The sequence below is a fragment of the Facivitalis istanbulensis genome (assembly GCF_040560405.1).
Taxonomy (GTDB): Bacteria; Pseudomonadota; Alphaproteobacteria; order Sphingomonadales; family Sphingomonadaceae; genus Sphingomonas; species Sphingomonas istanbulensis.
The window spans coordinates 183300-207500 of the sequence record NZ_JAVSCQ010000002.1 but is presented as its reverse complement, the minus strand read 5'-3'; the positions used below and the strand labels follow the sequence as shown (position 1 = coordinate 207500).

Annotated in this window: 23 protein-coding genes; 10 read left to right on the top strand and 13 right to left on the bottom strand. The window is 65.8% G+C overall.

Going from position 1 to position 24201, the window contains the following annotated elements:
* Positions 1 to 32: 32 nt before the first annotated feature.
* The 3 genes from ntrC to dusB are packed head-to-tail and all read right to left on the bottom strand — an operon-like array spanning position 33 to position 3536.
* A complete protein-coding gene (ntrC, locus tag RN629_RS02405) occupies positions 33 to 1487 on the bottom strand; it encodes a nitrogen regulation protein NR(I) (RefSeq protein ID WP_407033664.1) in 1455 nt (484 codons plus the stop codon).
* A complete protein-coding gene (locus RN629_RS02400) occupies positions 1484 to 2551 on the bottom strand; it encodes a two-component system sensor histidine kinase NtrB (RefSeq protein ID WP_407033663.1) in 1068 nt (355 codons plus the stop codon). Before RN629_RS02400 ends, ntrC begins: the two co-directional genes overlap by 4 nt.
* Positions 2535 to 3536: a tRNA dihydrouridine synthase DusB gene (gene dusB, locus RN629_RS02395; RefSeq protein WP_407033662.1), complete on the bottom strand. Its 1002-nt coding sequence runs from the start codon at positions 3534 to 3536 to the stop codon at positions 2535 to 2537. The genes RN629_RS02400 and dusB overlap by 17 nt, the downstream gene beginning before the upstream one ends.
* 92 nt (positions 3537 to 3628) lie before the next feature.
* Here dusB and RN629_RS02390 point away from each other — a divergent pair, with 92 nt between their 5' ends.
* The 3 genes from RN629_RS02390 to RN629_RS02380 are packed head-to-tail and all read left to right on the top strand — an operon-like array spanning position 3629 to position 5588.
* On the top strand, positions 3629 to 4789 hold the full coding sequence (locus tag RN629_RS02390) for a bifunctional 2-C-methyl-D-erythritol 4-phosphate cytidylyltransferase/2-C-methyl-D-erythritol 2,4-cyclodiphosphate synthase (RefSeq protein WP_407033661.1): 1161 nt from the start codon (positions 3629 to 3631) through the stop codon (positions 4787 to 4789).
* Between the two features lie 5 nt (positions 4790 to 4794).
* Complete coding sequence (locus tag RN629_RS02385) at positions 4795 to 5316, top strand: hypothetical protein (RefSeq protein ID WP_407033660.1); 522 nt, start codon at positions 4795 to 4797, stop codon at positions 5314 to 5316.
* A complete protein-coding gene (locus RN629_RS02380; RefSeq protein ID WP_407033659.1) occupies positions 5316 to 5588 on the top strand; it encodes a CinA family protein in 273 nt (90 codons plus the stop codon). Before RN629_RS02385 ends, RN629_RS02380 begins: the two co-directional genes overlap by 1 nt.
* Here the strand turns inward: RN629_RS02380 and RN629_RS02375 are convergent.
* Positions 5549 to 6007: a type II toxin-antitoxin system RatA family toxin gene (locus RN629_RS02375; protein ID WP_407033658.1), complete on the bottom strand. Its 459-nt coding sequence runs from the start codon at positions 6005 to 6007 to the stop codon at positions 5549 to 5551. The two genes, RN629_RS02380 and RN629_RS02375, sit on opposite strands and share 40 nt — an antisense overlap.
* The gene (gene lipA / locus RN629_RS02370; RefSeq protein WP_407033724.1) at positions 6007 to 6930 is read right to left on the bottom strand and encodes a lipoyl synthase; all 924 of its coding nucleotides are present in this window, start codon (positions 6928 to 6930) and stop codon (positions 6007 to 6009) included. Before lipA ends, RN629_RS02375 begins: the two co-directional genes overlap by 1 nt.
* A gap of 173 nt (positions 6931 to 7103) precedes the next feature.
* Here lipA and RN629_RS02365 point away from each other — a divergent pair, with 173 nt between their 5' ends.
* A complete protein-coding gene (locus tag RN629_RS02365; RefSeq protein WP_407033657.1) occupies positions 7104 to 7754 on the top strand; it encodes a carbonic anhydrase in 651 nt (216 codons plus the stop codon).
* A gap of 90 nt (positions 7755 to 7844) precedes the next feature.
* Here the strand turns inward: RN629_RS02365 and aspS are convergent, their stop codons facing one another.
* A complete protein-coding gene (gene aspS, locus RN629_RS02360; protein WP_407033656.1) occupies positions 7845 to 9656 on the bottom strand; it encodes an aspartate--tRNA ligase in 1812 nt (603 codons plus the stop codon).
* 171 nt (positions 9657 to 9827) lie between these two features.
* Here aspS and rnd point away from each other — a divergent pair, with 171 nt between their 5' ends.
* Together rnd and RN629_RS02350 are read left to right on the top strand one after the other, a co-directional pair.
* On the top strand, positions 9828 to 11006 hold the full coding sequence (gene rnd / locus RN629_RS02355; protein WP_407033655.1) for a ribonuclease D: 1179 nt from the start codon (positions 9828 to 9830) through the stop codon (positions 11004 to 11006).
* On the top strand, positions 11006 to 11311 hold the full coding sequence (locus tag RN629_RS02350; RefSeq protein WP_407033654.1) for an I78 family peptidase inhibitor: 306 nt from the start codon (positions 11006 to 11008) through the stop codon (positions 11309 to 11311). Before rnd ends, RN629_RS02350 begins: the two co-directional genes overlap by 1 nt.
* On the opposite strand, the gene RN629_RS02345 is transcribed toward RN629_RS02350, so the two are convergent.
* From RN629_RS02345 to RN629_RS02330, 4 genes are read right to left on the bottom strand one after another with little or no spacing between them, the layout of a single operon-like run.
* Complete coding sequence (locus RN629_RS02345) at positions 11298 to 12770, bottom strand: Ppx/GppA phosphatase family protein (RefSeq protein ID WP_407033653.1); 1473 nt, start codon at positions 12768 to 12770, stop codon at positions 11298 to 11300. The two genes, RN629_RS02350 and RN629_RS02345, sit on opposite strands and share 14 nt — an antisense overlap.
* A gap of 17 nt (positions 12771 to 12787) precedes the next feature.
* Positions 12788 to 14953 (bottom strand): RNA degradosome polyphosphate kinase, encoded by a 2166-nt coding sequence (locus RN629_RS02340; protein ID WP_407033652.1) that lies wholly within the window; start codon positions 14951 to 14953, stop codon positions 12788 to 12790.
* Between the two features lie 15 nt (positions 14954 to 14968).
* Positions 14969 to 15577, bottom strand: a complete 609-nt coding sequence (locus RN629_RS02335) for a P-loop NTPase family protein (protein ID WP_407033651.1) — start codon at positions 15575 to 15577, stop codon at positions 14969 to 14971.
* The gene (locus tag RN629_RS02330) at positions 15574 to 16833 is read right to left on the bottom strand and encodes a heavy-metal-associated domain-containing protein (protein ID WP_407033650.1); all 1260 of its coding nucleotides are present in this window, start codon (positions 16831 to 16833) and stop codon (positions 15574 to 15576) included. The genes RN629_RS02335 and RN629_RS02330 overlap by 4 nt, the downstream gene beginning before the upstream one ends.
* Before the next feature lie 59 nt (positions 16834 to 16892).
* Here RN629_RS02330 and purM point away from each other — a divergent pair, with 59 nt between their 5' ends.
* From purM to RN629_RS02315, 3 genes are read left to right on the top strand one after another with little or no spacing between them, the layout of a single operon-like run.
* The gene (gene purM / locus RN629_RS02325; RefSeq protein WP_407033649.1) at positions 16893 to 18026 is read left to right on the top strand and encodes a phosphoribosylformylglycinamidine cyclo-ligase; all 1134 of its coding nucleotides are present in this window, start codon (positions 16893 to 16895) and stop codon (positions 18024 to 18026) included.
* Positions 18016 to 18597, top strand: coding sequence for a phosphoribosylglycinamide formyltransferase (gene purN / locus RN629_RS02320; RefSeq protein WP_407033648.1), 582 nt, complete (start codon positions 18016 to 18018; stop codon positions 18595 to 18597). The genes purM and purN overlap by 11 nt, the downstream gene beginning before the upstream one ends.
* Before the next feature lie 7 nt (positions 18598 to 18604).
* Entirely contained in the window at positions 18605 to 19183 is a 579-nt protein-coding gene (locus tag RN629_RS02315) for a hypothetical protein (protein WP_407033647.1), read from the top strand.
* Positions 19184 to 19293: 110 nt separating this feature from the next.
* Here the strand turns inward: RN629_RS02315 and ndk are convergent, their stop codons facing one another.
* From ndk to RN629_RS02300, 3 genes are all read right to left on the bottom strand, one after another.
* Entirely contained in the window at positions 19294 to 19716 is a 423-nt protein-coding gene (ndk, locus tag RN629_RS02310) for a nucleoside-diphosphate kinase (RefSeq protein WP_322963798.1), read from the bottom strand.
* A gap of 100 nt (positions 19717 to 19816) precedes the next feature.
* Positions 19817 to 20257, bottom strand: coding sequence for a DNA polymerase III subunit chi (locus RN629_RS02305; RefSeq protein WP_407033646.1), 441 nt, complete (start codon positions 20255 to 20257; stop codon positions 19817 to 19819).
* Between the two features lie 17 nt (positions 20258 to 20274).
* On the bottom strand, positions 20275 to 21741 hold the full coding sequence (locus RN629_RS02300; protein WP_407033645.1) for a leucyl aminopeptidase: 1467 nt from the start codon (positions 21739 to 21741) through the stop codon (positions 20275 to 20277).
* A gap of 181 nt (positions 21742 to 21922) precedes the next feature.
* Between RN629_RS02300 and RN629_RS02295 the strand changes: the two genes are divergently transcribed.
* Positions 21923 to 24163, top strand: coding sequence for an LPS-assembly protein LptD (locus RN629_RS02295; protein ID WP_407033723.1), 2241 nt, complete (start codon positions 21923 to 21925; stop codon positions 24161 to 24163).
* Positions 24164 to 24201 lie beyond the last annotated feature (38 nt).

Genomic DNA, 24201 nt, shown 5'->3' with positions numbered 1-24201 from the left:
AGCGTGTCCCGCAAGCCACAATTCGTGAAAAGCTAATGGACCGATTCCGGGCCGCCCTGGTCGCCGGGAACCGCGATCCGAAGGTCGTCCAGCCTTTTCCGCAGGGTGTTGCGGTTGATGCCCATGGCCCGCGCCGTTCGCAATTGGTTGCCGCCATGCCGGGCCAGCATCGCCTCGATCAGCGGACGCTCGACCTCGCCGATGATCCGGTCGTACAGGGTGCCATCGTCCAGCGCGGTCGGCCGCTCGATCGCCAGTCGCGCCAGGTAACCGCGTATGGCCGAGGCCAGATCGCCGTCGGTCGCGGCCCCACGTTCGCCGGCGCTGGTTGCGGGCGCTTCGCCTATCATCGCCCGAACCGCCTCGGCGTCGATCACCTCGTCGCGTGCGAGCACCGCCAGGCGACGCATGAGGTTTTCCAATTCGCGGACATTGCCCGGCCAGTGATGCCCGATCAGCACGTCCAGCGCCTGGGTGTCGATCTTGCGCCTGGGCAGGCCCTGCGCAGCGGCATTCTCCAGAAAGTGACGCGCCAGCAGCGGAATATCCTGCCGCCGTTCGCGGAGCGCGGGCAACGCGATGGGAACGACGTTCAAGCGGTAGAACAGATCTTCGCGAAACTGCCCCTGGGCCACCTGCTGGCCGAGATCGCGATTGGTCGCCGCGACGATTCGAACATCGGTGCGGATCGTCCGCGCGCCCCCAACGGTGGTGAATTCGCCCGATTGCAGGACGCGCAGCAGCCGGGTCTGCGCCTCCATCGGCATATCGCCGATCTCGTCCAGGAACAGCGTCCCTCCCGCCGCCTGCTCGAAGCGTCCGGCGTTGCGCTGCGCCGCGCCGGTAAAGGCACCGCGTTCATGGCCGAACAGTTCCGCTTCGATCAGTTCGCGCGGGATCGCCGCCATGTTGATCGCGACGAACGGCGCGTGCTGGCGACGACCCAGATCATGGATCGCCCGGGCGACCAGTTCCTTGCCCGTGCCCGACTCGCCAGAGATCAGGACGGTCAGGTCGGTCGCGACGACCCGCGCGATGACCCGATAGACGCCCTGCATCGCGGGCGACCGACCGATCAGCGGCAGCGAGCGATCATCCTCGCCCAGAATGTCGTCGACCAGAACGCCACCCCGCGCCAGTGCGCCCGCGACAGCCTGTGTCAGGGCATCCAGATCGAACGGCTTGGGCAGATATTCATACGCACCGACCTCGGCCGCGCGAACGGCCGTGGTCAGCGTGTTCTGGGCCGACAGAATGATGATGGGCAGCGCCGGGAACCGCGCCGCGACGCCGCGGATATGATCGATGCCGTCACCATCGGGCAGGATGACATCGGTGACCAGAATGTCGGGAGCACCTGCTGCCAGAACACGATCGAGCCGCGCGAGTGTCTCGACCGCCGTCACCTCATGCCCGGCGCGCCGCAAGGCCTGTCCCACCACCGTGCGGATCGCGGCATCGTCATCGACGACCAGAACATGGCTCATGCACGGGCCCTTGGCAGCAGGAGGCGCAGCACGGTCATTTCGGGATAGCCCTCCCTGGAATATTGGATGATGCCGCTCATGTCGCGGACCAGCTTGTCGACCAGCGCGAGGCCAAGTCCCTGCCCTTCTCTTCGCCCGGACACGAACGGGTCGAACAGATGGTCGACGATGTCGGATGGCGCGCCCGGACCGTTGTCGATCACGCAGATCTCGATCGGCAGCGGCAAGCGCTCGGCCTGCCCTTCTATGCTGACCGACATGCCATGCCGATAGGCGGTGGTCAGCAGGATACGCGGATTGCGCTCCTGCTGAACAGCGAGGCGCGCATTCTTCAGCAGGTTGATGATGATCTGGAGCAGCGCGTCCCGATTGATGCGTGCGGGAGGAAGCGACGGGTCGAACCGCTCTTCGATCGTGATCCCGCGCGCGAAGCCGGCCAGCGCCACGCCGCGCGCATGGGTCAGCAGCGGGTAGATATTCTCCGCCGCGAGCGGCAAGGGACGCGTGTCGCTGAAATCCTGCATCCGGTCGATCAGCGCAGCGATCCGATCCACCTCGGTCGTGATAAGCGTGGTCAGTTCGCCGCCGTTGAGCAATTGCGCCGCTCCGCGAATGCCTGACAAGGGGTTCTTGATCTCATGCGCCAGCATCGCCGCGGCGCCGATCGCCACGCGCGCGCCGGCACTGCGCTCCGGTCCATGGGCCAGGCGCCGCGAGGGCCCCGCGCTGTGCAACGTGATCGCCCGCCAGCCGGCATGATCGGGAATTTCCGCCTCGACAAAATCGACCCGGATCTTTGGACCATGCGGCGTGGTAATGACCGTATCATAGACGGCAAAGCCATGACCGTCGCGGCGATGCGGCGCGTCTGGCAGCGGCAGGATCGCCGCGAGCGGCTGCCCGAGCATCAGCCGTTCGGACAGGTTCAGCAGTTGCTCCGCCAGGCCATTGGCATGGGCGATCCGGCTGTCCGGATCGACGACGATGACCGCGACCGGCAAGGCGGCGAACAGGGCGGCGAAACCGGGTCGGCCGTGCCGCTGGGGTTCAGGCGGCGGCGGCAAGCTCGATCTGCGGCATGTAGAAATCGTGGAGCATGGTCTTGACCCGGCTCGCGCTCGGCTCCTGGTTCACCTTGTTGCGGAACTCGGCCGATCCGTGCAGCCCGCGCGTGTACCAGCCAATATGCTTGCGCGCCATGTTAACGCCGGTTTCGGTGCCATAATGGTCGAGCATATCATCATAATGTTCGGAAACAGCGCGATATTGTTCATCGAGCAAGGGATCGTCGCGACGCTCGCCGGTCGCGAACCACTGCATCACCTGTCCGAGCAGCCAGGGACGGCCATAGGCACCGCGCCCGATCATCACGCCGTCCGCGCCCGACTGGTCGAGCGCTGCTTCGGCATCGTCGATCGAACAGATGTCGCCATTGGCGATCACGGGAATGCCCACCGCATCCTTGACGGTGCGGATGAAGGCCCAATCCGCATGACCCTTGTACATCTGGTTGCGGGTGCGGCCATGCACGGTGAGCATCTTCACGCCGATGTCCTCGGCAATCCGGGCCAGTTCCGGCGCATTCAGGCTGTCATGGCACCAGCCCATCCGCATCTTCAGCGTCACCGGCACATCGACCGCCTGAACGGTCGCGCGGATGATCTCCGATGCCAGCTTCAGGTCCCGCATCAGCGCCGAGCCCGCATCGCCGTTGACGACCTTGCGCACCGGACAGCCCATGTTGATGTCGATGATGGCGGCGCCGCGATCGGCGTTCAGCTTCGCCGCCTCCCCCATTTCATAGGGGGTACAGCCGACCAGTTGCATCGACACCGGCTCTTCCAGCGGATGCCAGGCGGCCTTCTGGATCGATTGCCGGGTCTCGCGGATCGCGGCCTGGCTGGCGATCATCTCGGTCACGTTGAGGCCCGAGCCATAGCGACGCACCAGCGTACGGAATGGCATGTCGGTGACGCCGGTCATCGGCGCCAGAACAACGGGGCTGTCGATCGTGACCGGACCGACCTGAATGGGGGCGAGACGACGCATAAAACTGCCTGAAAATTAAGCAGCTCCTCTATGCCAGACGGACATGAAAGGCAAGATTGGCGCGGCAGGGCAAAGCCGCTAGGGCTGGAGCCATGAGCCAGAGCAGAAAGATCGCCGCCCTGATCGTCGCGGCGGGTGGCGGCACGCGGATGGGCAGCGGGTTGCCCAAGCAGTTTCGCGATCTGGGCGGACGCCCGATGCTGGCCTGGAGCCACGCCGCCCTGACCGGGCATCCTGCGATTGGAACCGTCCTGACGATGGTGGCGCAAGAGGATCTCGCCCATGCCCGCTCGCTGTTGCCCGAAGGGCGTTTTGCCGCTGGCGGTGTCAGCCGTCGCGAATCGGTGGCGCTCGGCCTTCGCCAATTGGCGCTGGAAGGGGTGCAGCAGGTCCTGATCCATGATGCGGCGCGCCCGTTTCTCTCGGCCGGGGTGATCGACCGGGTGTTGGCCGGCCTGGCATCGGCGGACGGTGCGATGCCGGTCCTGCCCGTGGCCGACACGCTTGCCCGCGACCAGGCCGGTTCGCTGGGTGAGATCGTCCCGCGCGATGCCATGGTGCGCGTGCAAACGCCGCAGGGCTTTCATCTGCAAGCGGTCATCGCCGCCCATGCCGCCTGGCCTGCCGAGGTCGAGGCTACCGACGATGCGCAGATGGTCCGACGGCTTGGCGGGCGCGTCGCTTTGGTGCAGGGCGATGCGATGCTCGACAAGATCACCTATCCCGACGACATGGCCGTGGCGGATGCTCGCCTGACCTGGGAAAGCCGGACCGCCATGGGTTTCGACGTCCATCGGCTTGAGGATGGTGAGGAATTGTGGCTCGGCGGGGTCCTGGTGCCGTACCATCAGGGTCTGTCGGGCCATAGCGACGCCGATGTCGCGCTCCATGCGCTGACCGACGCGCTGCTGGGTACCATCGCCGCGGGCGATATCGGTACGCATTTCCCGCCCAGCGATCCACAATGGCGGGGCGCGGAATCGGGCCAGTTCCTGCAACACGCCGCCAGGCTGATCGCCGAAAAGGGTGGCCGGATCGATTTCGTCGACCTGACGATTATCTGCGAAGCGCCGAGGATCGGTCCGCACCGGGCCGCCATGGTCGAGCGTATCGCCGAACTGCTGATAATCGATCGAGACCGGGTCAGCCTGAAGGCCACGACGACCGAGCGGCTTGGTTTCACCGGACGCGGCGAGGGTATCGCGGCGCAGGCGGTGGCGACGATCCGGCTGCCGGGAGCGATCACGGGATGATGCGGATGGGGATGATCCTCGCGTTCGTCGCGATGACGGTGCCGGACGTAGCGATGGCGGAGCAACGGGCATGCATCGCCGCGCCCGAGGCCGAGGCCATGACCCTGGTCGCGATGCCCGATATCCTGCGGGAAACCGGCCGGGTCTGCGCCGCGCGACTGCCCGCCAACAGCCTGATCCGGGGCAATGGCGCGTTGATCGCGAAATATGAAAGCGCGGCGGAAATGGCTTGGCCCGCGGCGCGCGCGGCGATCGTGAAACTGTCCGATCCCGCGATCGATACGCTGCTCCAGTCCGACTATGCCCGCCCTCTGCTGACCTCGCTGCTCGTCCCCTTCATCGTCGGGCGGATCGGGCTTGAGGATTGCGGGGTGATCGACCGGCTGGTGACGCAGCTCGCCCCGCTTCCCCCACGGAACATGGCGTCGGTCGTGGTGACCGCGTTGCAATATCTCAAAAGCGAAAGGGCGCGGGGCCGGCAGGTGGCCGTCCCCGACCTTCCGCTTTGCCCGAACGGAACTCGCTGATGGACACTCTTCTGCCCGAGGAACTGATCGCGCTGGCCGATCGCGTCGTGCGCGAAAATCGTGCGCTGGGGCGCCGCGTGGCCCTGGCCGAAAGCTGTACCGGCGGGCTGGTTTCGGCCGCCCTGACCGAAATTCCCGTCGTCTTCGCCCAGGCCGTTCGCGATGGCGATCCTGAGGACATGAAAGCCGAACGCCATGAATTTGGCGATATCGGCCGGGGGGGTATCCGGCTTCAGGCCGCGCTGTTGGCGCTCGGGTTGCTGTTGCCGTAAAGTCTGGCAGCACGCTCCTCGAACGCGCCGATCATGCGGCGGAGCGCGGTGCCGAACACCTGCCCCGCCAGCATTTCGAACATCCGGTTCTTGAAGGCGAAGTCGACCGTGAAGTCGACCGCGCATCCCTGCTCCTCCGGCCGGAACCGCCAGCTATTGCGCAGATATTTGAGCGGCCCGTCGAGATATTCGACGTCGATCGACTCCGGCCGCTGCTTGGTCACCCGGCTGGTGAAGGTCTCACGCAGCCCCTTGAAGCCGACGATCATGTCCGCGACCGTCTCTCCCTCCGTATCCGATCGAACGCGCATCGCGGATACCCAGGGCAGGAACTCCGGGTAGCGCGCGACATCGGCGACCAGATCGAACATCTGCTGCGGCGTATAGGGCAGATGCCGGGTCTCGGAATGCTTGGGCATCAGCGGGCGCTGGCCAGCTTCGCCTCGCGCGCGGCCCGCAACCGTTCGAAATCGTCACCGGCATGATAGCTGGACCGCGTCAGCGGCGAGCTGGCAACGAGCAGGAAGCCCTTGGCGCGCGCAATCGCGGCATAGGCATCGAACGCCTTGGGCGTGACGAACTCGGCGACCTTGGCATGGCGCGGCGTCGGCTGGAGATACTGGCCCATGGTCAGGAAATCGATGTCGGCCGAGCGCATGTCGTCCATTACCTGATGGACCTCCAGCCGCTCTTCGCCCAGGCCGAGCATCACGCCGGATTTGGTGAAGATCGAGGGATCATGCCGCTTCACGCTTTCCAGCAGGCGCAGAGACGCATAATAACGCGCGCCCGGACGGATAGTCGGATAGAGACGCGGGACGGTTTCCAGATTGTGATTATAGACATCCGGGCGCGCCTCGACGATCGACTCGATCGCGGCCTGCGCCTTGTTGCGAAAATCCGGCGTCAGGATTTCGATCGTTGTCTGCGGGGTCGTCCGGCGCAGCGCCTGGATCACCTTCACGAACTGCGATGCGCCGCCATCGGGCAGGTCGTCCCGATCGACGGAGGTCACGACGATATGGTGCAAGCCCATCTGCGCGGCGGCGTCGGCGACGTTCTGCGGCTCCATCGCGTCGACTTTCCGCGGCATCCCGGTCTTCACGTTGCAAAAGGCACAGGCGCGCGTGCAGGTGTCGCCCAGGATCATCACGGTCGCGTGCTTCTTCGACCAGCATTCTCCGATGTTCGGACAAGCGGCCTCTTCGCAGACGGTCGTCAGGCTCTTGGCGCGCATCAGTTCGCGGGTCGCGGCAAATCCGGCGCTGGTGGGAGCCTTGACGCGGATCCAGTCGGGCTTGCGTGCGCGGGCGGGCGCGGCCAACGGTGTCAACTCGTTCATGCTCGCGAAATAGCGCTGCACCTCGTCCGACACAATGCCCGATCATCCGGCCAAAACGCCCTCGCCGCAGTCCGTCGCCATGGCATCCGGGACATGTTTTGATATGGAACCGAAACGGCGGGGTCGGGTTCGCCTGCTATACCGACCGTCTCCTCAACTGGATAAAAAGAGCAATGACCGACTTTAACGATCTTGTGGATGGCTATCAGCGCTTTCGGACCTCCGACTGGCGCCGCCAGCGCGACCGCTGGGCCGAGTTGAAGGACGGCCAGAGCCCGAAGGTGATGGTGATCGCCTGTTCGGACAGCCGGGTCGATCCGGCGCAGATCTTCGACACGCTGCCCGGCGAGATTTTCGTGGTGCGCAACGTCGCCAATCTGGTCCCTCCGTTCGAGACCGGCGGTGGTCATCACGGTGTCTCCGCCGCGCTGGAATTCGCGGTGACGCAGCTGGAAGTGACCGATGTCGTCGTGATGGGTCATGGTGCATGCGGCGGCTGCAAGGCGGCCCTGACCCAGGGCTTTGCCGATGCCGCGCCAGGCGAAGGCGGCTTCATTTCCGACTGGGTCCATCTGCTCGACGCAGCGCGTGAAAAGGTGATCGCCGAGCATGGCGATGGTCCGGAAGCGGTCCACGAAATGGAGTTGGAGGCGGTTCGCACCTCGATCGCCAACCTCCGTTCCTTCCCCTTCGTGACCAAGCGCGAGGATGCGGGGACGCTGGCATTGCGCGGCGCCTATTTCGCGATTGCGGACGGCATCCTGCACCTGATGGATGAGAACGGTGCGTTCAAGCCCGCTGTTCCTGCACTCGCCGAAGCCTGAGCGCCAAGCGGGTCGATCAGACCCATCCATCGAAAAAAAGGGCGGGCGCCGACGCGGCACCCGCCCTTTCTCATGCCCGCTGAACCGGGATCAATGGGTCGCGGCGACGGCCGGTTCACCATCCTTTTTCGGCTCGGCCGTCGTGCGCAGGTGGAGTTCGCGCATCTGCTTCACATCGGGCAGGCTCGGCGCGCCCATCAACAGGTCTTCGGCACGCTGGTTCATCGGGAACAGCGAGATTTCACGCAGATTCTGCGCGCCACAGATCAACATGACGATCCGGTCGACGCCAGCGGCCATGCCGCCGTGCGGCGGAGCGCCATATTGGAAGGCGCGGTAGAGTCCGCCGAAGCGCTCCTCCACGTCCGTCTGCGACAACCCGACGAGTTCGAACGCCTTGACCATCAGTTCGGGGTTCTGGTTGCGGATCGAGCCCGACGCGATCTCATAGCCATTGCAGACGAGATCATATTGATAGGCCTTGATCGCCAGCGGATCGCCAGATTCCAGCGCGTCCATGCCCCCCTGAGGCATCGAGAAGGGGTTGTGCGCAAACTCGACCTTTTTCTCGTCCTCGTCCCATTCGTAGAAGGGGAAATCGACGATCCAGCACAGGCGGAATGCACCTCCCTCGATCAGCCCCAATTGTTCGGCGACACGGGTGCGCGCGAGCCCGGCGAGCTTAGCGGCCTGCTCGACCTTGCCCGCCGCGAAGAACAGGCCGTCATCCGGGCCGAGGCCGAGAGCGGCGTACAGCGCCTCCATGCCCTCGGTGCCGTGGTTCTTGGCGATCGGGCCACCATACTCGCCGCCCTTGCGGGTGACATAGCCCAGACCCGCATGCCCCTCGGCGCGGGCCCACTCGTTCATCTCGTCGAAGAATTTGCGGCTCTTGTCCGCCGTCTTCGGCGCGGGAATGGCGCGTACCACGCCCCCCGAGCCGACGATCTTCTCGAACAGGCCGAAGCCCGAGGTGGTGAAATGCTCCGAGACATCGGTGATGAGGAGCGGGTTGCGCAGATCGGGCTTGTCGTTGCCGTATTTCAGCATCGATTCCGAATAGGGAATGCGCGGGAACTGGCCGATCGGGGTGACGGTCCGGCCATCGGCGAACTTTTCGAAGATGCCGCCGATCACCGGCTCCATCGCCCCCCACACTTCTTCCTGGGTGACAAAGCTCATCTCGAGGTCGAGCTGGTAGAATTCGCCCGGCAGACGGTCCGCGCGCGGGTCTTCGTCACGGAAGCAGGGCGCGATCTGGAAATAACGGTCGAACCCGGCGACCATCAGCAACTGCTTATATTGCTGCGGGGCCTGGGGCAGCGCGTAGAACTTACCCGGATGGATGCGGCTCGGCACCAGGAAGTCGCGCGCGCCCTCGGGCGACGACGCGGTCAGGATCGGCGTCGAATATTCGGTGAAGCCCGCCGTCTCCATGCGGCGACGCATGTCGGAGATCACCTGGGTCCGGCGCACGATGTTCGCGTGCAGCGTTTCACGGCGCAGATCGAGGAAGCGATAGCGCAGACGGATATCTTCCGGATATTCCTGCTCGCCCGCCACCGGCATCGGCAGTTCTTCGGCCGCCGAGAGAATGGTCGCCCCGCGTGCGAACACCTCGATCTCGCCGGTCGCGAGGTTGGCGTTGACCGTGCCCGCCGAGCGCGCCTTCACCACACCGTCGATCGTCACCACCGACTCGACCCGCACGCTCTCCAGAATGGCCAGCGCGGGCGTATCGCTGTCGGCGACGATCTGGGTAATGCCATAATGATCGCGCAGATCGACGAACAGCACGCCGCCATGATCGCGCTTGCGATGGACCCAGCCGGACAGGCGGACCGTCTGGCCCACGGCTTCGGCCGTCAGCGCGGCGCAGTGATGAGTACGATAGGCGTGCATGGCGGGCATTCTCTGAACGTCTGGGGAAAGTGTCGCCGCTTCCCCGTCCACCCCGGCTTTGTCAATCCCCCTGTGCCTGGCAGGGCTGCGACGACGGGCGATTGCGCCGCGGATCGGGACCGATGCGTCTTCCTCTTTGTCAAGCCGCGCATGGGCCGCTATGAGCGTTCAATGCACGTCCATTCGTTGATTACCGACAGCGCCACGCTCGCCAATCTCTGTGCCCGGCTCTCCGAAGCCCCCTTCATCACGGTCGATACCGAGTTCATGCGAGAAAGCACCTACTGGCCCGAGCTTTGCCTCATCCAGATCGCCGACACGCAGGAAGCGGCCGCGATCGATCCCAAGGCGCCGGGCCTGGACATGACGCCGCTGCTCGACCTGCTGGTCAACAATGACGCGGTGCTGAAGGTCTTTCATGCCGGCGGGCAGGATATCGAGATCATCTATAATCTGACTGGCAAGACTCCCCATCCGCTGTTCGATACCCAGATCGCGGCGATGGCGCTGGGTCAGGGCGAACAGATCGGCTATTCCAATCTGGTCGACAGCTGGCTCGGCATCCAGGTCGACAAGGGCGCGCGCTTCACCGACTGGTCGCGGCGTCCGCTCGACCAGCGCCAAGTCGATTATGCGATCGGCGACGTAACCCATTTATCCGCCATCTTTCCGCAAATGCTGGAACGTTTGCGAAAGACGGGGCGCGGGGCGTGGCTGGACCAGGAAATGGAGCGGCTGGCCGATCCGGCGCATTATGCTAACGACCCCGATTGCGCCTGGAAGCGCGTCCGCGTCTCGGGCCGCAAGCCCGATATGCTCGGCCGCCTGAAGGCGCTCGCGCGTTGGCGCGAACTGGAGGCGCAGGCCAAGGACCTTCCGCGTGGCCGGATCGTCAAGGACGAGACGCTGGCCGACCTCGCCGGACATCCGCCGCGCAAGCAGGCCGATCTTGCCAAGGTGCGCGGGCTGTCGGCGACCTGGGCGAGCAATGACATCGGTGGGCGGTTGATGGAGACGCTCGAGGCGGCGACGCCGCTCGACGCCGACGAACTGCCCGCGCGCGACGATCGCAAGCCCGGCCTGGGCCGCGAGGGATCGTTGGTCGCCGATCTGCTCAAGCTGCTGCTCAAGATCCGCGCGCGCGATATCGATGTCGCGCCGCGCCTGCTCGCCCGGTCGGACGATCTCGAAATGCTGGCGGCGGGTGTCCGCTCCGGGCTGTCGGTGCTGGAAGGTTGGCGGTTCGAGCAATTCGGCCGGGATGCGCTGGATCTGGTGGAAGGCCGTCTGGGCTTTGTCGTTAAGGCCGGGAGGCTGAAGATGGTGAGGACAGAAGACGAGGTGGCCTGATGCGCGTTGGCCTGCTGATTCCGATGATGGCGCTCGCCGCCTGTACCACGGCCGGGCCGAAGCCGGTTGATGTGGCGGAGCAACCGGTCCCGGAACTCCGCGATCAATGCCGGCTGGACCAGGTGGCCGATCTGGTCGGCAAGACCTGGGCAGAGTCGATGCGCGCCGCCGTTCTGAAGCGGGCGGCGGCCGGCACGCTGCGCGTCAATGCGCCCGGCATGGCGGTAACAATGGACTATCGCAGCGACCGCCTGAACATCGCAACCGATACGAAAGGTCGGATCGTCCGCGTTACGTGCGGATAAGCCGCTGGGGCACCCGTCCCAATGCGCTTGCCAGGGCGCTGTGCCGACGCTCCACCGCTTCGCCGTAAAAGCCGCGATCGGCGTCGTTCATCTCCAGGCCGAGCGTGGTGCCGTCCAGCGTCACCCCGGTCCGCTCGAGCGGTCCGGCCAGGCCCCCGCTCAGGCGCTGGCCCAGACGGATCGAAAGGCCCCAGTTCGTCGCCAGCTTGAGCTGCGCGGGACTTGCCAGTTCCGCGAGCGGCGCGGGTATGTCGAGCCCGCCGCCGAGGCTGGTATGCAGCGCCTGCGCCAACATCGCACGGCCCTCGGCATCGATCCCCACCCAATTGCCGTGCAGGGCGATCTCCACTCCCCGTTCGGCGCGGAACTCGGGATTGGCATGCCAGCCCACATCGGCCAGCAGGCAGGCGGCATGGCGCAACCGTGCATCCGCCACCGATTCGCCCGCGAAGAGCGGCGCGATCCAGCTTTCCAGCAAGTCGCCATGCTCGGGAAAGCGTCCCAACAGGCGGCCTTCTTCGCGCGCGGCGACGATCAGCGGGTCGAGCGCCCGCGTCTTCGCGTCGAGGCCACCATAGAGTAGCCCCTCGCGCAGGCCATATGCAGACACGACGGTCGTACTGCTGCCCAGATGCCTGAGCAGCACCCCCAGAAGGGCGGTCGCATCGCCAAGCGTGGCGGCGCGACTGCTCGACAGGCCCTTCACTTCGCGCAATCGCTGTTTGCTGAGGTGCGGAATAGTTCGCGACAGGCGCAGGATATCGACCGGCGTCAACTCATATTGATGAATGATCGGCAGCGGATAGCCCGACAGGGTCATGTCCAGCCTGGCCAGCGCGCGCCACGATCCACCGACCAGATAGAAGGGAAGCCCACGGCCCCGCCCTTCCCAGCCCGCCTCTTCGATCAGCCGGCCGATATGCCGCTCGAATGACTTGCTTCCCTTCTCGCGGAGCGCCGGGATGCGCAGCACGCCCAGCGGAAAGGAAACGCGTTCCTCGACCCCGCCGTCCCGCACGCGGACCAGTTCCAGGCTGCCGCCGCCAAGGTCGCCGACGATCCCATCCGCGTCGGGAATGGCGGACAGGACGCCCTCGCCCGCCGCCGTGGCTTCCTGTTCGCCTGACAGGATTTCGACCTCTAGTCCCAACGACTCGGCACAATCGATCAGTTCCTGACCATTGGCGGCATCGCGCACGGCCGCCGTGGCCACGGTCCGCAGCGCCGTGACGCCCATCTCATGCGCCAGGCTGGCAAAGCGGGCCAGCGCGACCCGCGCCTTCGTCAGCGCGGTGGGATCGATCGCGCCCGTCGCGGCCAGACCGCGCCCCAGTCCGGCCATCACCTTCTCATTGAACAGGATCGCGGGCAGACGCGCCGGTCCCTGATAAACGACCAGGCGAACCGAATTGGAACCGATATCGATGATCGCCGTCCGCGGCGCGCGGGGTACTGCCATCGTTCAGCGCCCCCGCATCAACGCTGCCGCCGAAGCGACAGGGTCGGCACGGCCTTGCTGGTGTCGAGCGCGGCACCGCGCCCCGAAAGCGAGGGGTTCGTCATGAAATACCGATGCAGGTTGAACGGCCGATCGCCCGGCTGGTCGCGGACATAGGCGCCATCGGGCTCCAATTCCCAGCTCTGTTCATTGTCGAGCAGATTGGCGACCATCACCTGATCCAGGATTTGGTCGTGGACGGTGGGGTTGAGGATCGGCAGCATATATTCGACCCGACGGTCGAAATTGCGTTGCATCCAGTCCGCCGAGGAAATGAACAGCTTGGCCGAGTCGTGCGGCAGCGCCTTGCCGTCGCCGAACGCCCAGATGCGGCTGTGCTCGAGGAAGCGGCCGACGACCGACTTGACGCGGATATTCTCCGACATGCCGGGCACGCCGGGCCGCAGGCAGCAGATGCCGCGCACGATCAGGTCGATCTCGACGCCCGCGCCGCTCGCCTCGTACAGCTTCTCGATCACCTGCGGATCGACCAGCGAATTCATCTTCGCCCACATGCTGCCCGGACGCCCGGCCCTGGCATGGGCGATCTCCGCATCGATCAGCGCCATCAGGTTGCGGCGCAGATCGCGGGGCGCCAGGCTGATCCGGTTCATCGCCACCGGCTCGACATAGCCGGTGATATAGTTGAACATCTGCGCCGCATCACGGCCCAGCGCGGGATCGGCGGTAAAGAAGCTCAGATCGGTATAGATGCGCGCGGTGATCGGGTGATAATTGCCCGTACCGAAGTGGCAGTAGGTGCGGAAATCGCCGCCCTCGCGCCGCACCACCATCGAGACCTTGGCATGGGTCTTCCAGTCGATGAAGCCATAGACGACCTGCACGCCCGCGCGCTCCAGGGCCGATGCCCAGAGAAGATTCTGTTCTTCGTCGAAGCGTGCCTTCAACTCCACGATGGCGGTGACCGACTTGCCCGCCTCCGCCGCGGCGATGAGCGCGTTGATGACGGCGGACTGCTTGCCCGCCCGGTACAGCGTCTGCTTGATCGCCACGACATCGGGGTCCGCCGCCGCCTGCTTCAGAAAGGCGATCACCACCTCAAAGGTTTCATAGGGGTGATGGACGACGATATCCTTGGCCTTGATCGCCGCGAAGCAATCGCCGGCAAATTCCCGGATCCGCTCGGGAAAACGTGGCGTATAGGGCGGGAATTTCAGGTCTGGCCGGTTCTCGTCCACCAGCATGTCGAGGTCGCCGATCCCCAGCAGGTTGCCGCTTTCCGTGATGATCGCCTCCGCGCCGCCCAGTTCGCCGCGCAGTACGTCCGCCAACTCGTCCGGCATCCCCGTTTCGAGTTCGAGCCGGATCACCCGGCCGCGCCGCCGGCGCTTGATGGCGTTGGCGAAATAGCGGACCAGATCCTCCGCTTCCTCCTCGATCTCGATATCGCTGTCACGCAGCACGCGGAAGGTTGCCGCACCGTTGACGACATAGCCGGGGAAGAGCAGGCCCGAGAAACGCCGCAGGATCGTCTCGATCGAGACATAGCGCGCGCCCTCACCCGGCAGGCGGACGAAGCGCGGCATCGTCGCGGGGATCATGACCAGCTCGCGGATCGGCGCCTTGTCCGATATCCGCGTCAGGTCGAAGATCATGGACAGCCCCTTGTTCGGAATGAACGGAAAGGGGTGCGCCGGGTCCAGCGCCTGGGGCGTCAGGATCGGGAAGATCTGGTCACGGACATGGTTTTCCAGCCAGAGCGATGCCTCGTCATCGATCGCGTCGCGACGCAGCACGAAAATGCCCGCCTCGTCGAGCAGGTTTCGCAGATCGCCCCAGACCTCCTGCTGGCTGGCCATCAGGCGATCCGCCTCGGCGACGATGCCGCTCAGTTGCTGCCCCGGCGTCAGGCCGTCCGCCGAACGCTGCTCGACATCCTGGGCCTGCTGGCCCTTCAAGCCTGCGACCCGGACCATGAAGAACTCATCCAGGTTCGAGCTTGAGATCGACAGGAAGCGCAGCCGCTCCAGCAGCGGATGGGCGGTGTTGCACGCCTCCTCCAGCACCCGGCGGTTGAAGGCCAGCCAGGACAGCTCGCGATTGAAATAGCGTCCATTGGGTTCGGGCACGAACTGATCGTGATCCGGTTCGGACAATTGCGCGATATGGGCTGGACGGGTCATCGGCTCTCGCTGGGCTCAGGAATCGGCGATCAGGCCGCCTTGGAGGAGGGTGGATCGTGCAAGGGCAATCGACAAGCGCGCACGCCGTTCCATCGCCCCCTGATCGAGCATATCCACTGCGCGGATGACAGCAAGGTGACTGCGCTCGATCCGTGCGGTCAGCCATTCGATCAAATCCGGCCGCGCATCCAGTCCCCGGCGTTGAAACAATTGCTCGAACAGCGCGGCGACCAGTTCGTCGTCAGGCGGGCCGATCTCCGCCAGACTGCTATTGGCCAGCCGCGAGCGGAGGTCGGGCAGCTTGACCGACCAGCGTGGCGGCGATGCGTCGGCGACGATGACGAGCGGACGGCGCTCTGCCTGCGCGGCGTTCCACGCATGGAAAATCTGCACTTCCGGCACGCGTTCGGCATCGTCGATGATCGTGCCGCCGCTGCGTGCCGCGAAGATGCGCGCCAACAGCGACCGCCCCGATTTGCGCGGGCCGGTCAGGATAGCGGCCATGGTCGGCCAACTCTCCCATTGTTCGAGGATACGCGCCGCCATCTGGTTCGAGGCGGTCAGCAAGAAAGCATCCGATCGTGGGTCCGCTGGCCATTGCAGCGGAAGCGCCATCTGGTTCATCCGTTCGTCACATTATCCGATGGAGGCGTGGCCGCGGGCGTCTGGGGGCCCCGTCGCACGCGCAAGGTGGTGCCCGAGCCGGACACCTGGAACCCGCGCTGTTCGAGCGCACGGCGAAGCTTGTCGGGATCGCCGTCGAAGGTCACGGTCATCAACGAAACGCCGCCCAGCGCCAGGCTGGTGGTCGCGGCGCGGACGACGCCCGGTATGCCGCGCACCAGGCTTTCGGCATTCGCCACGGCGCTGGCGGTCGGCGCATCATATTGCAGCGTCACCGCAATTCCCGCGCGGGTCGAGGCGATCGCGGCATCCAGACCGGTAATCGGTTCCTCGCCAGGCGAATCGTCGGGTGCGACGACGACCGGCGGTGGGGCTGGTGGCTTCAGCGTCCCGTCTATGCTGAGCAATCCGCTCGACAGGGCACGCTGATAAAGCGAGTCCAGCCGGCTCACGCCCGTGTCGAGCAGTTGCGGAATGCCATCGGGCGATCCCACGCGCAGCGTCACCGATCCGATGAACTGGTTGTCCGGGCCGTGCCGCGCCTCGAACACGCCGATCACCGGCCCACCGGGCCATTGGCGATACAGGTGCACGACCGGGATCAGGATGTCGGACGCGCCATATTGGTCCAGCAGCAACCGCCACCAGCCGCGCGAGCGCCGCCCGATCTGCCCGGCATTCATCAGGAGCGGATCGGCGCCGGTGCCGGAAGGGCGCACATAATCGATCGTGCTGTTGCCGGTGCGGAACCGGGCCCAGGCCTGTTGCCAGGGGGTCCTGCTCTCGAACATCTGCGACGCACCGCCCGAGGTCTGAAGCGGCATGACGAGCATCGGCGGCGAGCGATCGGCATAGGCGGACACGCCCAGCACCGAGGCGGCGCGAACCCGGTCGAACAACACGCCGAGCCGCGCAACATACCGGGTCGGCCCGACCTGTTCATTCTCGACCACGATGCCCGACACCAGCGAGTCGAGCAGCCCGTCCGAAGCGCCTGTCCCGCTGCGCCCTAGCCGCTGGGCCAGCATCGCCCAACCCTTTCGCTGGGCCAGTCGCCAGCCGCCGAGCCGCGCCTCCTCGGCCGTTTTTCCCGAGACATCCACCGCAACGCCCGACACTTCATAGGAACTGCCATCGTCGATCGGCATGACACCACGAGCCTGCCCCTCGATCTGGGCCAGGACCGCGCCACCGCCGATTCCCAGCCCGGTCAGGGCGGCGATACCGAGCAGCAGATGGGGCAAACGCAAACGCATCGCGGCCTTTTGGCGAAGCAGGCGTGGAAATCCAAGCGCGATATAGCTAACGGGCGAACATGACCGACAACAGCACGCCGTCCAACAGCTCGTCGCCCTCCCCCTCGGGCGCTTCCTACACCTATGCCGATGCGGGCGTTTCGATCGCCGCAGGCAATGCGCTGGTCCGCGCGATTGGCCCGCTGGCCAAGGCCACCCGTCGTCCCGGCGCCGATGCCGATCTGGGCGGCTTTGGCGGATTCTTCGACCTGAAGGCGGCCGGGTTCGTCGATCCGTTGCTGGTCGCGGCCAATGACGGCGTCGGCACCAAGCTGAAGCTGGCGATCGAGCATGATCGCCATGACGGCGTGGGGATCGATCTGGTCGCGATGTGCGCCAACGATCTCGTCGTACAGGGCGCGGAGCCCCTGTTCTTCCTGGATTATTATGCGACGGCAAAGCTGGAGGGCGACGTTCCGGAGCGGGTGATCGCCTCGATTGCCGAAGGATGCCGTATCGCGGGTTGCGCGCTGATCGGCGGCGAAACGGCGGAGATGCCCGGCATGTATGCCGCGGGCGACTATGACCTTGCGGGCTTCTGTGTCGGCGCGGTCGAACGCTCGCAGGTGCTGACCGGCGCGACGATCGGCGCGGGCGATATCATTCTCGGCCTCGCCTCCTCGGGCGTTCATTCCAACGGCTTCTCGCTCGTCCGTCGCCTTGCCGCCGACAAGGGGTGGAAGCTCGATCGGCCCGCGCTGTTCGACCAGGACCAGTTGCTGATCGATGCACTGATGGCGCCGACCCGCATCTATGTTCGCGCACTCCTTCCCCTGATTCGCGCCGGATCGATCAAGGGTCTCGCCCACATCACGGGTGGGGGTCTGCTCGAAAATATTCCGCGTGTCCTGCCGGTCGGAGCCCATGCGGTGGTCGACGCCGATGGCTGGGAACAACCGCGCCTGATGGCCTTCCTGCAGGCCCAGGGTGGCATCGAGCCGGAGGAGATGGCGCGCACGTTCAACTGCGGCGTCGGCATGGCGGTCATCGTCGACGCCGATCAGGCCCAGGCGGTCACCGACGCGCTGACCGAGGCGGGCGAAACCGTCGTGACCATCGGTCGGATCGCGGCCGGCGAACGCGGCTGCACCGTCCATGGCTCGGCGGGAAGCTGGAGCGCACGGGCAGACTGGACGGCGACCCATGCCGCCTGAGACTGGCCAGGTCCCGGTGGGCATCCTGATCTCCGGGCGCGGGTCGAACATGCAGGCGCTGGTCGCCGCCTCCCGGCAGGAGGGCGCGCCCTATCGCGTCGCCCTGGTCGCCTCCGACAAGCCCGAGGCTGCCGGTCTCGCCTGGGCTGCCGCGCACGGCATCCCGACCTTCGCGGTGTCGCCCAAGGGGATCGGCAAGGCCGCCTATGAGGCCGAGATCGACCAGGCGATGCGCGAGGCCGGCGTCGCGGTGATCGCGCTGGCAGGCTATATGCGCCTCTTGTCTCCGGACTTCGTCGCCAGCTGGAGCGGACGGATCATCAACATCCATCCATCGCTGCTACCGCTCTACAAGGGGCTCGACACCCATGCCCGCGCGATCGCCGCGGGCGAGGCGCAAGCCGGCTGCTCTGTGCATGTCGTGACCGAGCAACTGGATGACGGCGAGGTGCTGGGCCAGGCCCGCGTCGCGATCCTGCCCGGCGACGACGCCGATGCGCTGGCTGCGCGCGTGTTGGTGGAGGAACATCGGCTTTATCCGCAGGTGCTGGCTGAATTCGTGACGCGATGAGCGACCAGTGAGCGATCCCTCTCCCCGTCCACGGCGTCGGTTGCTGACGCTGGCCGAATTCGTCGCGCTGGCCGGGCTGATCGTCGCGGGGTTGACGCTATACCTGAACTGGTCGCAGCGCAGGAACGATGCCGCCGACAAGGCGGTTGCGATCAGCGTCCAGCGACAGGAGCGCGGACGCCTCGACCTGCTGGCTACGGTCGAACGGCATGGCGACAGGATCGCGCTGCGCGATCCGCGTCATGATCTTCAGGATGTCAGCATCATCTTTCCCAAGGCCTCGGGCATCGACCGGCAGACGCCACTTGCCGAGCCGGTGATCGAGGCGGGACCGATCGCCGGACCGATCCTGTCGCTGACCGACAAGGGCGCGGACGATCGCGAGGGGCGGCTGCCGGTGCTTATCACGGCCCGCTATTGGGATGGGGACACGGCGCGTTCGGCGACCGGCCTCTATGAGATCATCTGGCGGACCGAGGGGCGGCTGCTACGCGGTCGGATACTCAAGCTGGAGGGGCTGCGCTTGCGCGATCGCGTGGGAACAGCGGCGAAACTCGATGCCGCCTGGGCCAGCGCCCGCCCCTGACGACGCGGCCGGATAATAGTTCATGTGGTCACGACCAGACGGTCGGGCGCCCGTGACGGGCGAAACCATGGGCGCATGGCCAGGCTTCGTCCGTCACGGCCGCGACGCCCTTAGCCGACGATTTCTTCCGGCTTGAAGAAATAGGCGATCTCGATCGCGGCATTCTCGTCCGAATCCGATCCGTGAACGGTGTTGGCCTCGATCGACTCGGCCAGTTCCTTGCGGATCGTGCCCGGCTCGGCATTGGCGGGGTTGGTCGCGCCCATGATGTCACGGTTGCGCTGCATGGCGTTCTCGCCTTCCAGCACCTGCACGACGACCGGGCCCGAGATCATGAACTCGACCAGATCGTTGAAGAAGGGGCGCTCCTTGTGGACCGCGTAGAAGCCCTCGGCCTGCTCGCGGGTCATCTGGATGCGCTTCGAGGCGACGACGCGCAGGCCGGCGTCCTCCAGCATCTTGGTGACCGCGCCGGTCAGGTTGCGGCGGGTCGCGTCGGGCTTGATGATCGAAAAGGTACGGTTCGCGGCCATGATGGTCACGCAGCTCCTGAAATGATGTTGGCTGGAAGTGGCGTCGCCCTAGTCGCGGTGGAGCGCCAATGCAACGCCTTATGCGCCGCGCGGCTGGCTGTCAGGCGGCCTGTTCCCAGCGTCCCTGTCCGTTCTGCTTCCAGTAACGTCGCTCGACACCCTCGCGATCGGCCAGCGACCGCCAGGCGGCACGCGCCTCCGCGATCCGTTCCCCGTCGAAAAAGTGGAAGACCCGGTCGAAGTCCAGCGCCTCGTCCCGCCACTGGCCGTCCGCCAGCGCGACATGGCGGGCACCATTCGCCGCCCGAATTTCGCCCGCGATCAGGATCGGTTGCGCGGGGTCATCGCCCTCGCCCGCCTGTGCGTGGGGAAGGAAGCCGTCGGGCGGGATCATCCAGAGCGAACGATCCAGGCTGGCACGCTGGTCGGCGTCGCTGCTGACGACCAGCAACCGACCGCCGCCCGTCATCACCCGGTCGGCGATCACGGGAAGCAGCCGGTCGAGCGGCGCCAAGGTCAGATGATAAAAGTCGACCTGCATCGCGCCGCCCTGTTCGATCAGGCCTCGAACCGATCGGCGACGAACTGGTCGAGCAGCCGCACGCCATAGCCCGTCGCGCCCTTGTCATGGTTCACACCCGGCTTGTCCGACCAGACCATGCCCGCAATGTCGAGATGCGCCCAGGCGACGCCCTCGTGGATGAAGCGCTTGAGGAACTGTGCCGCCGTGATCGAGCCGCCGCCGCGCGGGCCGACATTCTTCATGTCGGCGATCTGGCTGTCGATCAGCTTGTCATATGAATCGGCCAGCGGGAAGCGCCACAGCTTCTCTTCGGTGGTCTTGCCCGCCGCCAGCAGCGCGTCGGCCAGCGAATCGTCGTTGGAGAACAGGCCGCCATGCTCGTTGCCCAGGCTGATGATCATCGCACCGGTCAGGGTGGCGAGGTCGACGATGGTCGTGGGCGAATGCGTCTTCTGCACCCAGGTCAGGGCATCGCACAGGACCAGACGACCCTCGGCATCGGTGTTGATGACCTCGATCGTCTGCCCCGACATCGAGGTGACGACGTCACCCGGACGCTGCGCATTGCCGTCGGGCATATTCTCGACCAGCCCCATGACGCCGACGACATTCGCCTTGGCCTTGCGCGTGGCGATCGCCTTCATGGCACCCGCGACGGCCCCGGCGCCACCCATGTCCCACTTCATGTCTTCCATGCCCGCGGCAGGCTTGATCGAGATGCCACCGGTATCGAAGGTCACGCCCTTGCCGACCAGCGCCAGCGTTTCGGCATCGGCCGCGCCGCCATTCCATTTCAGAACCAGCAGCCGCCCATCGCGCACCGACCCCTGGCTCACGCCCAGCAGCGCCCCCATGCCGAGATCGCGCATCTGGGTTTCATCCAGCACGGAAACTTCGAGGCCCAGTCCCTCGACATCCTTCAGCACGCGCTCGACGAAGCTTTCGGGATAGAGCTTGTTGGGCGGTTCGGAGACGAGCGTGCGCGTGAGTTCCAGGCCACCATTGACCGCATGGATGCGGGCGAAGGCCTCTTCGGCCCCGGCGGGTGCATTGACGAGGGTGATGCGGGTCAGCATCGGCTTCGCTGTTTCGGGCAGCTTGGTGCGATACACATCATGCCGCCATCCGCGCTGGACCGCCGCGCCGGCAAAGGCGCTGATCGCCTCGACCGACGGGGCGTTGCCGGACGGCGCGAGCATGACCGTCGCCGACGCCGCGTTGGTGAGCAGCGCGGCGGTCAGCGCGCCGCCCGCCTTGCGCCAATCGCTGGCCGCGCCGGCACCGACGCCGAGAAGGATCGTGCGGCGAACCGTGCCATCGACGGGCACGAACAGTTCCACGATCGCACCGGCCTCGCCCTTGAATCGCGCCGCGTCGGTCGCGGCCTTGGCTAGCGCGACCATGGCCTCTCCACCGACGTCTTCCACACGGACCGCATCCTTGGCCAGCGGAACGACAAGGACATCACCGGCATCGGCAGTGGAGGAAAAGGCGATCTGCATGGGAAACCCCTGATGAACAAATAACTGATAGCACCATCTAGGCCTTGGCGGCCGCGTGGCAAGCGCGCGATTGCAGCGAACGGCGCGTGATGCGATAGGCAGGTGGTGCACGGCATCGCCCTGCCGGGGGAGGCTTCGTTATCATGTCGGCAAGGACGGACCTGGGATTATCGTGTTGCGAATGACGCTACTGACCGGCAGCGCCCTGCCTTTCGCCGTTGGCCTGGGCGTTGCCCTGGCTGCGCCAGCCATGGCGCAGGACCTTCAGGATCGCACCGGACCGCTCCCCTCCGCCGTGGAAGCGGCCCCCACCGAAGCGGACCAGGTGCGGTTCAGCGCGGACCAGCTGGAGTATGACATCAATGCCGATGTCGTGACCGCCAATGGCGAGGTTCGCATGATCCGCCAGGGCGAGCGCCTGCGCGCCGACAAGGTGACGTGGAACCGCAAGACGGGGAAGGTCTTGGCCACCGGCAATATCGCGATCACCAATCCCGAAGGCGATATCGCTTATGGCGACCAGATCGAGTTGACCGACTCGTTGAAGGACGGGGTGGTCGACAACATGCTGGTGGTGCTGGAGCAGGGCGGCCGGATGGCGGCGGTGCGCGGCGTCCGGCAGCAGGACGGCACGGTCAATCTGGACCGCGCCGCCTATACGCCCTGCGCGGTGGAGACCTCCCGCGGCTGTCCCAAGGAACCCTCCTGGAAGATTACCGCCGTCCGCGTCACGTACCGCCCCGATCGCGAACGGGTCTATTTCAATGGCGCGCGTCTCAACCTGTTCGGCCTGCCGACCATTCCGCTGCCGCGCATGTCCGCGCCGGTCGGTTCGGGGGGCGACAGTGGTTTCCTGACGCCCGACATCCGGCTCGACCGGGTGAACGGTGTAGAGATCGCCGTCCCTTATTATTGGCGCATCGCCCCCAACAGGGGCGTGACCGTCACGCCCCACGTCTTCACCGCGGTGCTTCCGATGATGGAGGCGCAGTATGAGGCGTTGAACACGCTCGGGGCATTTCGGGTCACCGGCTATGCGACCGCCAGCCGGCGCAGCGATGACCTCAACACGCTGAATCCGACCGATACGACCCAGGCATTTCGCGGCTATCTGGACGGCGTGGGCCGGTATCAGTTCTCGCCCGAATGGAGCCTGTCGGGTTCGCTGCGGATGACCACAGACCGCACCTTCCTGCGACGCTACGACATTTCGCGCGACGACCGGCTGCGCACCACCGCCAGCCTGGAGCGGATCGACGCCGACAGCTATTTCGCGCTCAACGGCTGGTATGTGCAGACCTTGCGGGTCAATGATCCGCAGGGGCAGCAACCGATCGCGCTACCCGAACTCGACTATCGCCGGCGCTTCAACGACGGGCTCCTGGGCGGCCGGTTCGAGATGCAGCTGAACACGCTGGCGATCAGCCGCACGGCGGGGCAGGACACGCAGCGCGCCTTTGCCAGCATGCGCTGGGACCTGCGCCGCCTGACCAATTGGGGGCAGGAAGTCACCTTCACCGCTTATGGCCGCGGCGACGTCTACAACGCGCACAATATCGCCTCGAGCCCATCGATCTATCAAGGGCTGGAGGGGTTCCAGGGCCGCGCGATCGGGGCGGTCGCGGTCGACGTGAAATGGCCGTTCGTCGGGGAGTTGTGGGGCGGCAGCCAGCGCTTCACCCCGCGCGTCCAGATCGTTGCCAGCCCGCGGATCCGCAACCTCGCAATCCCCAACGAGGATGCGCGATCGGTCGATCTGGAGGATTCCAACCTTTTCGCGCTCAACCGCTTTCCCGGCTATGATCGGTTCGAGGATTCGACCCGGATCACCTATGGCGCGCAATGGGCGCTGACGCTGCCGGGTTTCACCTTCGACACGCTGGTCGGGCAGAGCTTTCGGCTGAACGACCGGCCGACCATCCTCTATCCGGGCACCGGCCTGTCCGATCGCTGGTCGGATATCGTCGGGCGGACGGAAATCCGGTTCCGCGATCTCGTGTCGCTCACCCACCGCTTCCGCCTCGACAAGGACAGCCTGGCGGTGCGGCGGAACGAGATCGACGCCACGGTCGGATCGCGCGCGACCTATTTCCAGGCGGGCTATCTGCGGCTCAAGCGCAATATCTTCACCTCGATCGAGGATTTGCAGGATCGCGAGGAACTGCGGCTCGCGGGGCGTGTCCAGTTCGCGCGCTTCTGGTCCGCCTTCGGATCCACCGTGGTCGACCTGACCGACAGGTCGGAGGATGCGCTGTCGCTGTCCGACGGATTCGATCCGATCCGGCACCGGCTGGGCGTGCAATACGAGGATGACTGCCTGCGGCTGGGCTTCACCTGGCGGCGCGATTATGTGAACACCGGCGACGCCCGCGCGGGCAACAGCTTCCTGTTGACGCTGGCATTCACCAATCTCGGCCGCTAAGCCCCTATTCAGCATGGCCGACCCATATCGCGAAGGTT

What these genes read in the sequence shown, in the direction of transcription:
- ntrC (WP_407033664.1), bottom strand. Translation starts at nt 1,487, where the DNA reads ATGAGCCATGTTCTGGTCGTCGATGACGATGCCGCGATCCGCACGGTG.
- dusB (WP_407033662.1), bottom strand. Translation starts at nt 3,536, where the DNA reads ATGCGTCGTCTCGCCCCCATTCAGGTCGGTCCGGTCACGATCGACAGC.
- RN629_RS02390 (WP_407033661.1), top strand. Translation starts at nt 3,629, where the DNA reads ATGAGCCAGAGCAGAAAGATCGCCGCCCTGATCGTCGCGGCGGGTGGC.
- RN629_RS02385 (WP_407033660.1), top strand. Translation starts at nt 4,795, where the DNA reads ATGGGGATGATCCTCGCGTTCGTCGCGATGACGGTGCCGGACGTAGCG.
- RN629_RS02380 (WP_407033659.1), top strand. Translation starts at nt 5,316, where the DNA reads ATGGACACTCTTCTGCCCGAGGAACTGATCGCGCTGGCCGATCGCGTC.
- RN629_RS02375 (WP_407033658.1), bottom strand. Translation starts at nt 6,007, where the DNA reads ATGCCCAAGCATTCCGAGACCCGGCATCTGCCCTATACGCCGCAGCAG.
- lipA (WP_407033724.1), bottom strand. Translation starts at nt 6,930, where the DNA reads ATGAACGAGTTGACACCGTTGGCCGCGCCCGCCCGCGCACGCAAGCCC.
- RN629_RS02365 (WP_407033657.1), top strand. Translation starts at nt 7,104, where the DNA reads ATGACCGACTTTAACGATCTTGTGGATGGCTATCAGCGCTTTCGGACC.
- aspS (WP_407033656.1), bottom strand. Translation starts at nt 9,656, where the DNA reads ATGCACGCCTATCGTACTCATCACTGCGCCGCGCTGACGGCCGAAGCC.
- rnd (WP_407033655.1), top strand. Translation starts at nt 9,828, where the DNA reads ATGCACGTCCATTCGTTGATTACCGACAGCGCCACGCTCGCCAATCTC.
- RN629_RS02350 (WP_407033654.1), top strand. Translation starts at nt 11,006, where the DNA reads ATGCGCGTTGGCCTGCTGATTCCGATGATGGCGCTCGCCGCCTGTACC.
- RN629_RS02345 (WP_407033653.1), bottom strand. Translation starts at nt 12,770, where the DNA reads ATGGCAGTACCCCGCGCGCCGCGGACGGCGATCATCGATATCGGTTCC.
- RN629_RS02340 (WP_407033652.1), bottom strand. Translation starts at nt 14,953, where the DNA reads ATGACCCGTCCAGCCCATATCGCGCAATTGTCCGAACCGGATCACGAT.
- RN629_RS02335 (WP_407033651.1), bottom strand. Translation starts at nt 15,577, where the DNA reads ATGAACCAGATGGCGCTTCCGCTGCAATGGCCAGCGGACCCACGATCG.
- RN629_RS02330 (WP_407033650.1), bottom strand. Translation starts at nt 16,833, where the DNA reads ATGCGTTTGCGTTTGCCCCATCTGCTGCTCGGTATCGCCGCCCTGACC.
- purM (WP_407033649.1), top strand. Translation starts at nt 16,893, where the DNA reads ATGACCGACAACAGCACGCCGTCCAACAGCTCGTCGCCCTCCCCCTCG.
- purN (WP_407033648.1), top strand. Translation starts at nt 18,016, where the DNA reads ATGCCGCCTGAGACTGGCCAGGTCCCGGTGGGCATCCTGATCTCCGGG.
- ndk (WP_322963798.1), bottom strand. Translation starts at nt 19,716, where the DNA reads ATGGCCGCGAACCGTACCTTTTCGATCATCAAGCCCGACGCGACCCGC.
- RN629_RS02305 (WP_407033646.1), bottom strand. Translation starts at nt 20,257, where the DNA reads ATGCAGGTCGACTTTTATCATCTGACCTTGGCGCCGCTCGACCGGCTG.
- RN629_RS02300 (WP_407033645.1), bottom strand. Translation starts at nt 21,741, where the DNA reads ATGCAGATCGCCTTTTCCTCCACTGCCGATGCCGGTGATGTCCTTGTC.
- RN629_RS02295 (WP_407033723.1), top strand. Translation starts at nt 21,923, where the DNA reads ATGACGCTACTGACCGGCAGCGCCCTGCCTTTCGCCGTTGGCCTGGGC.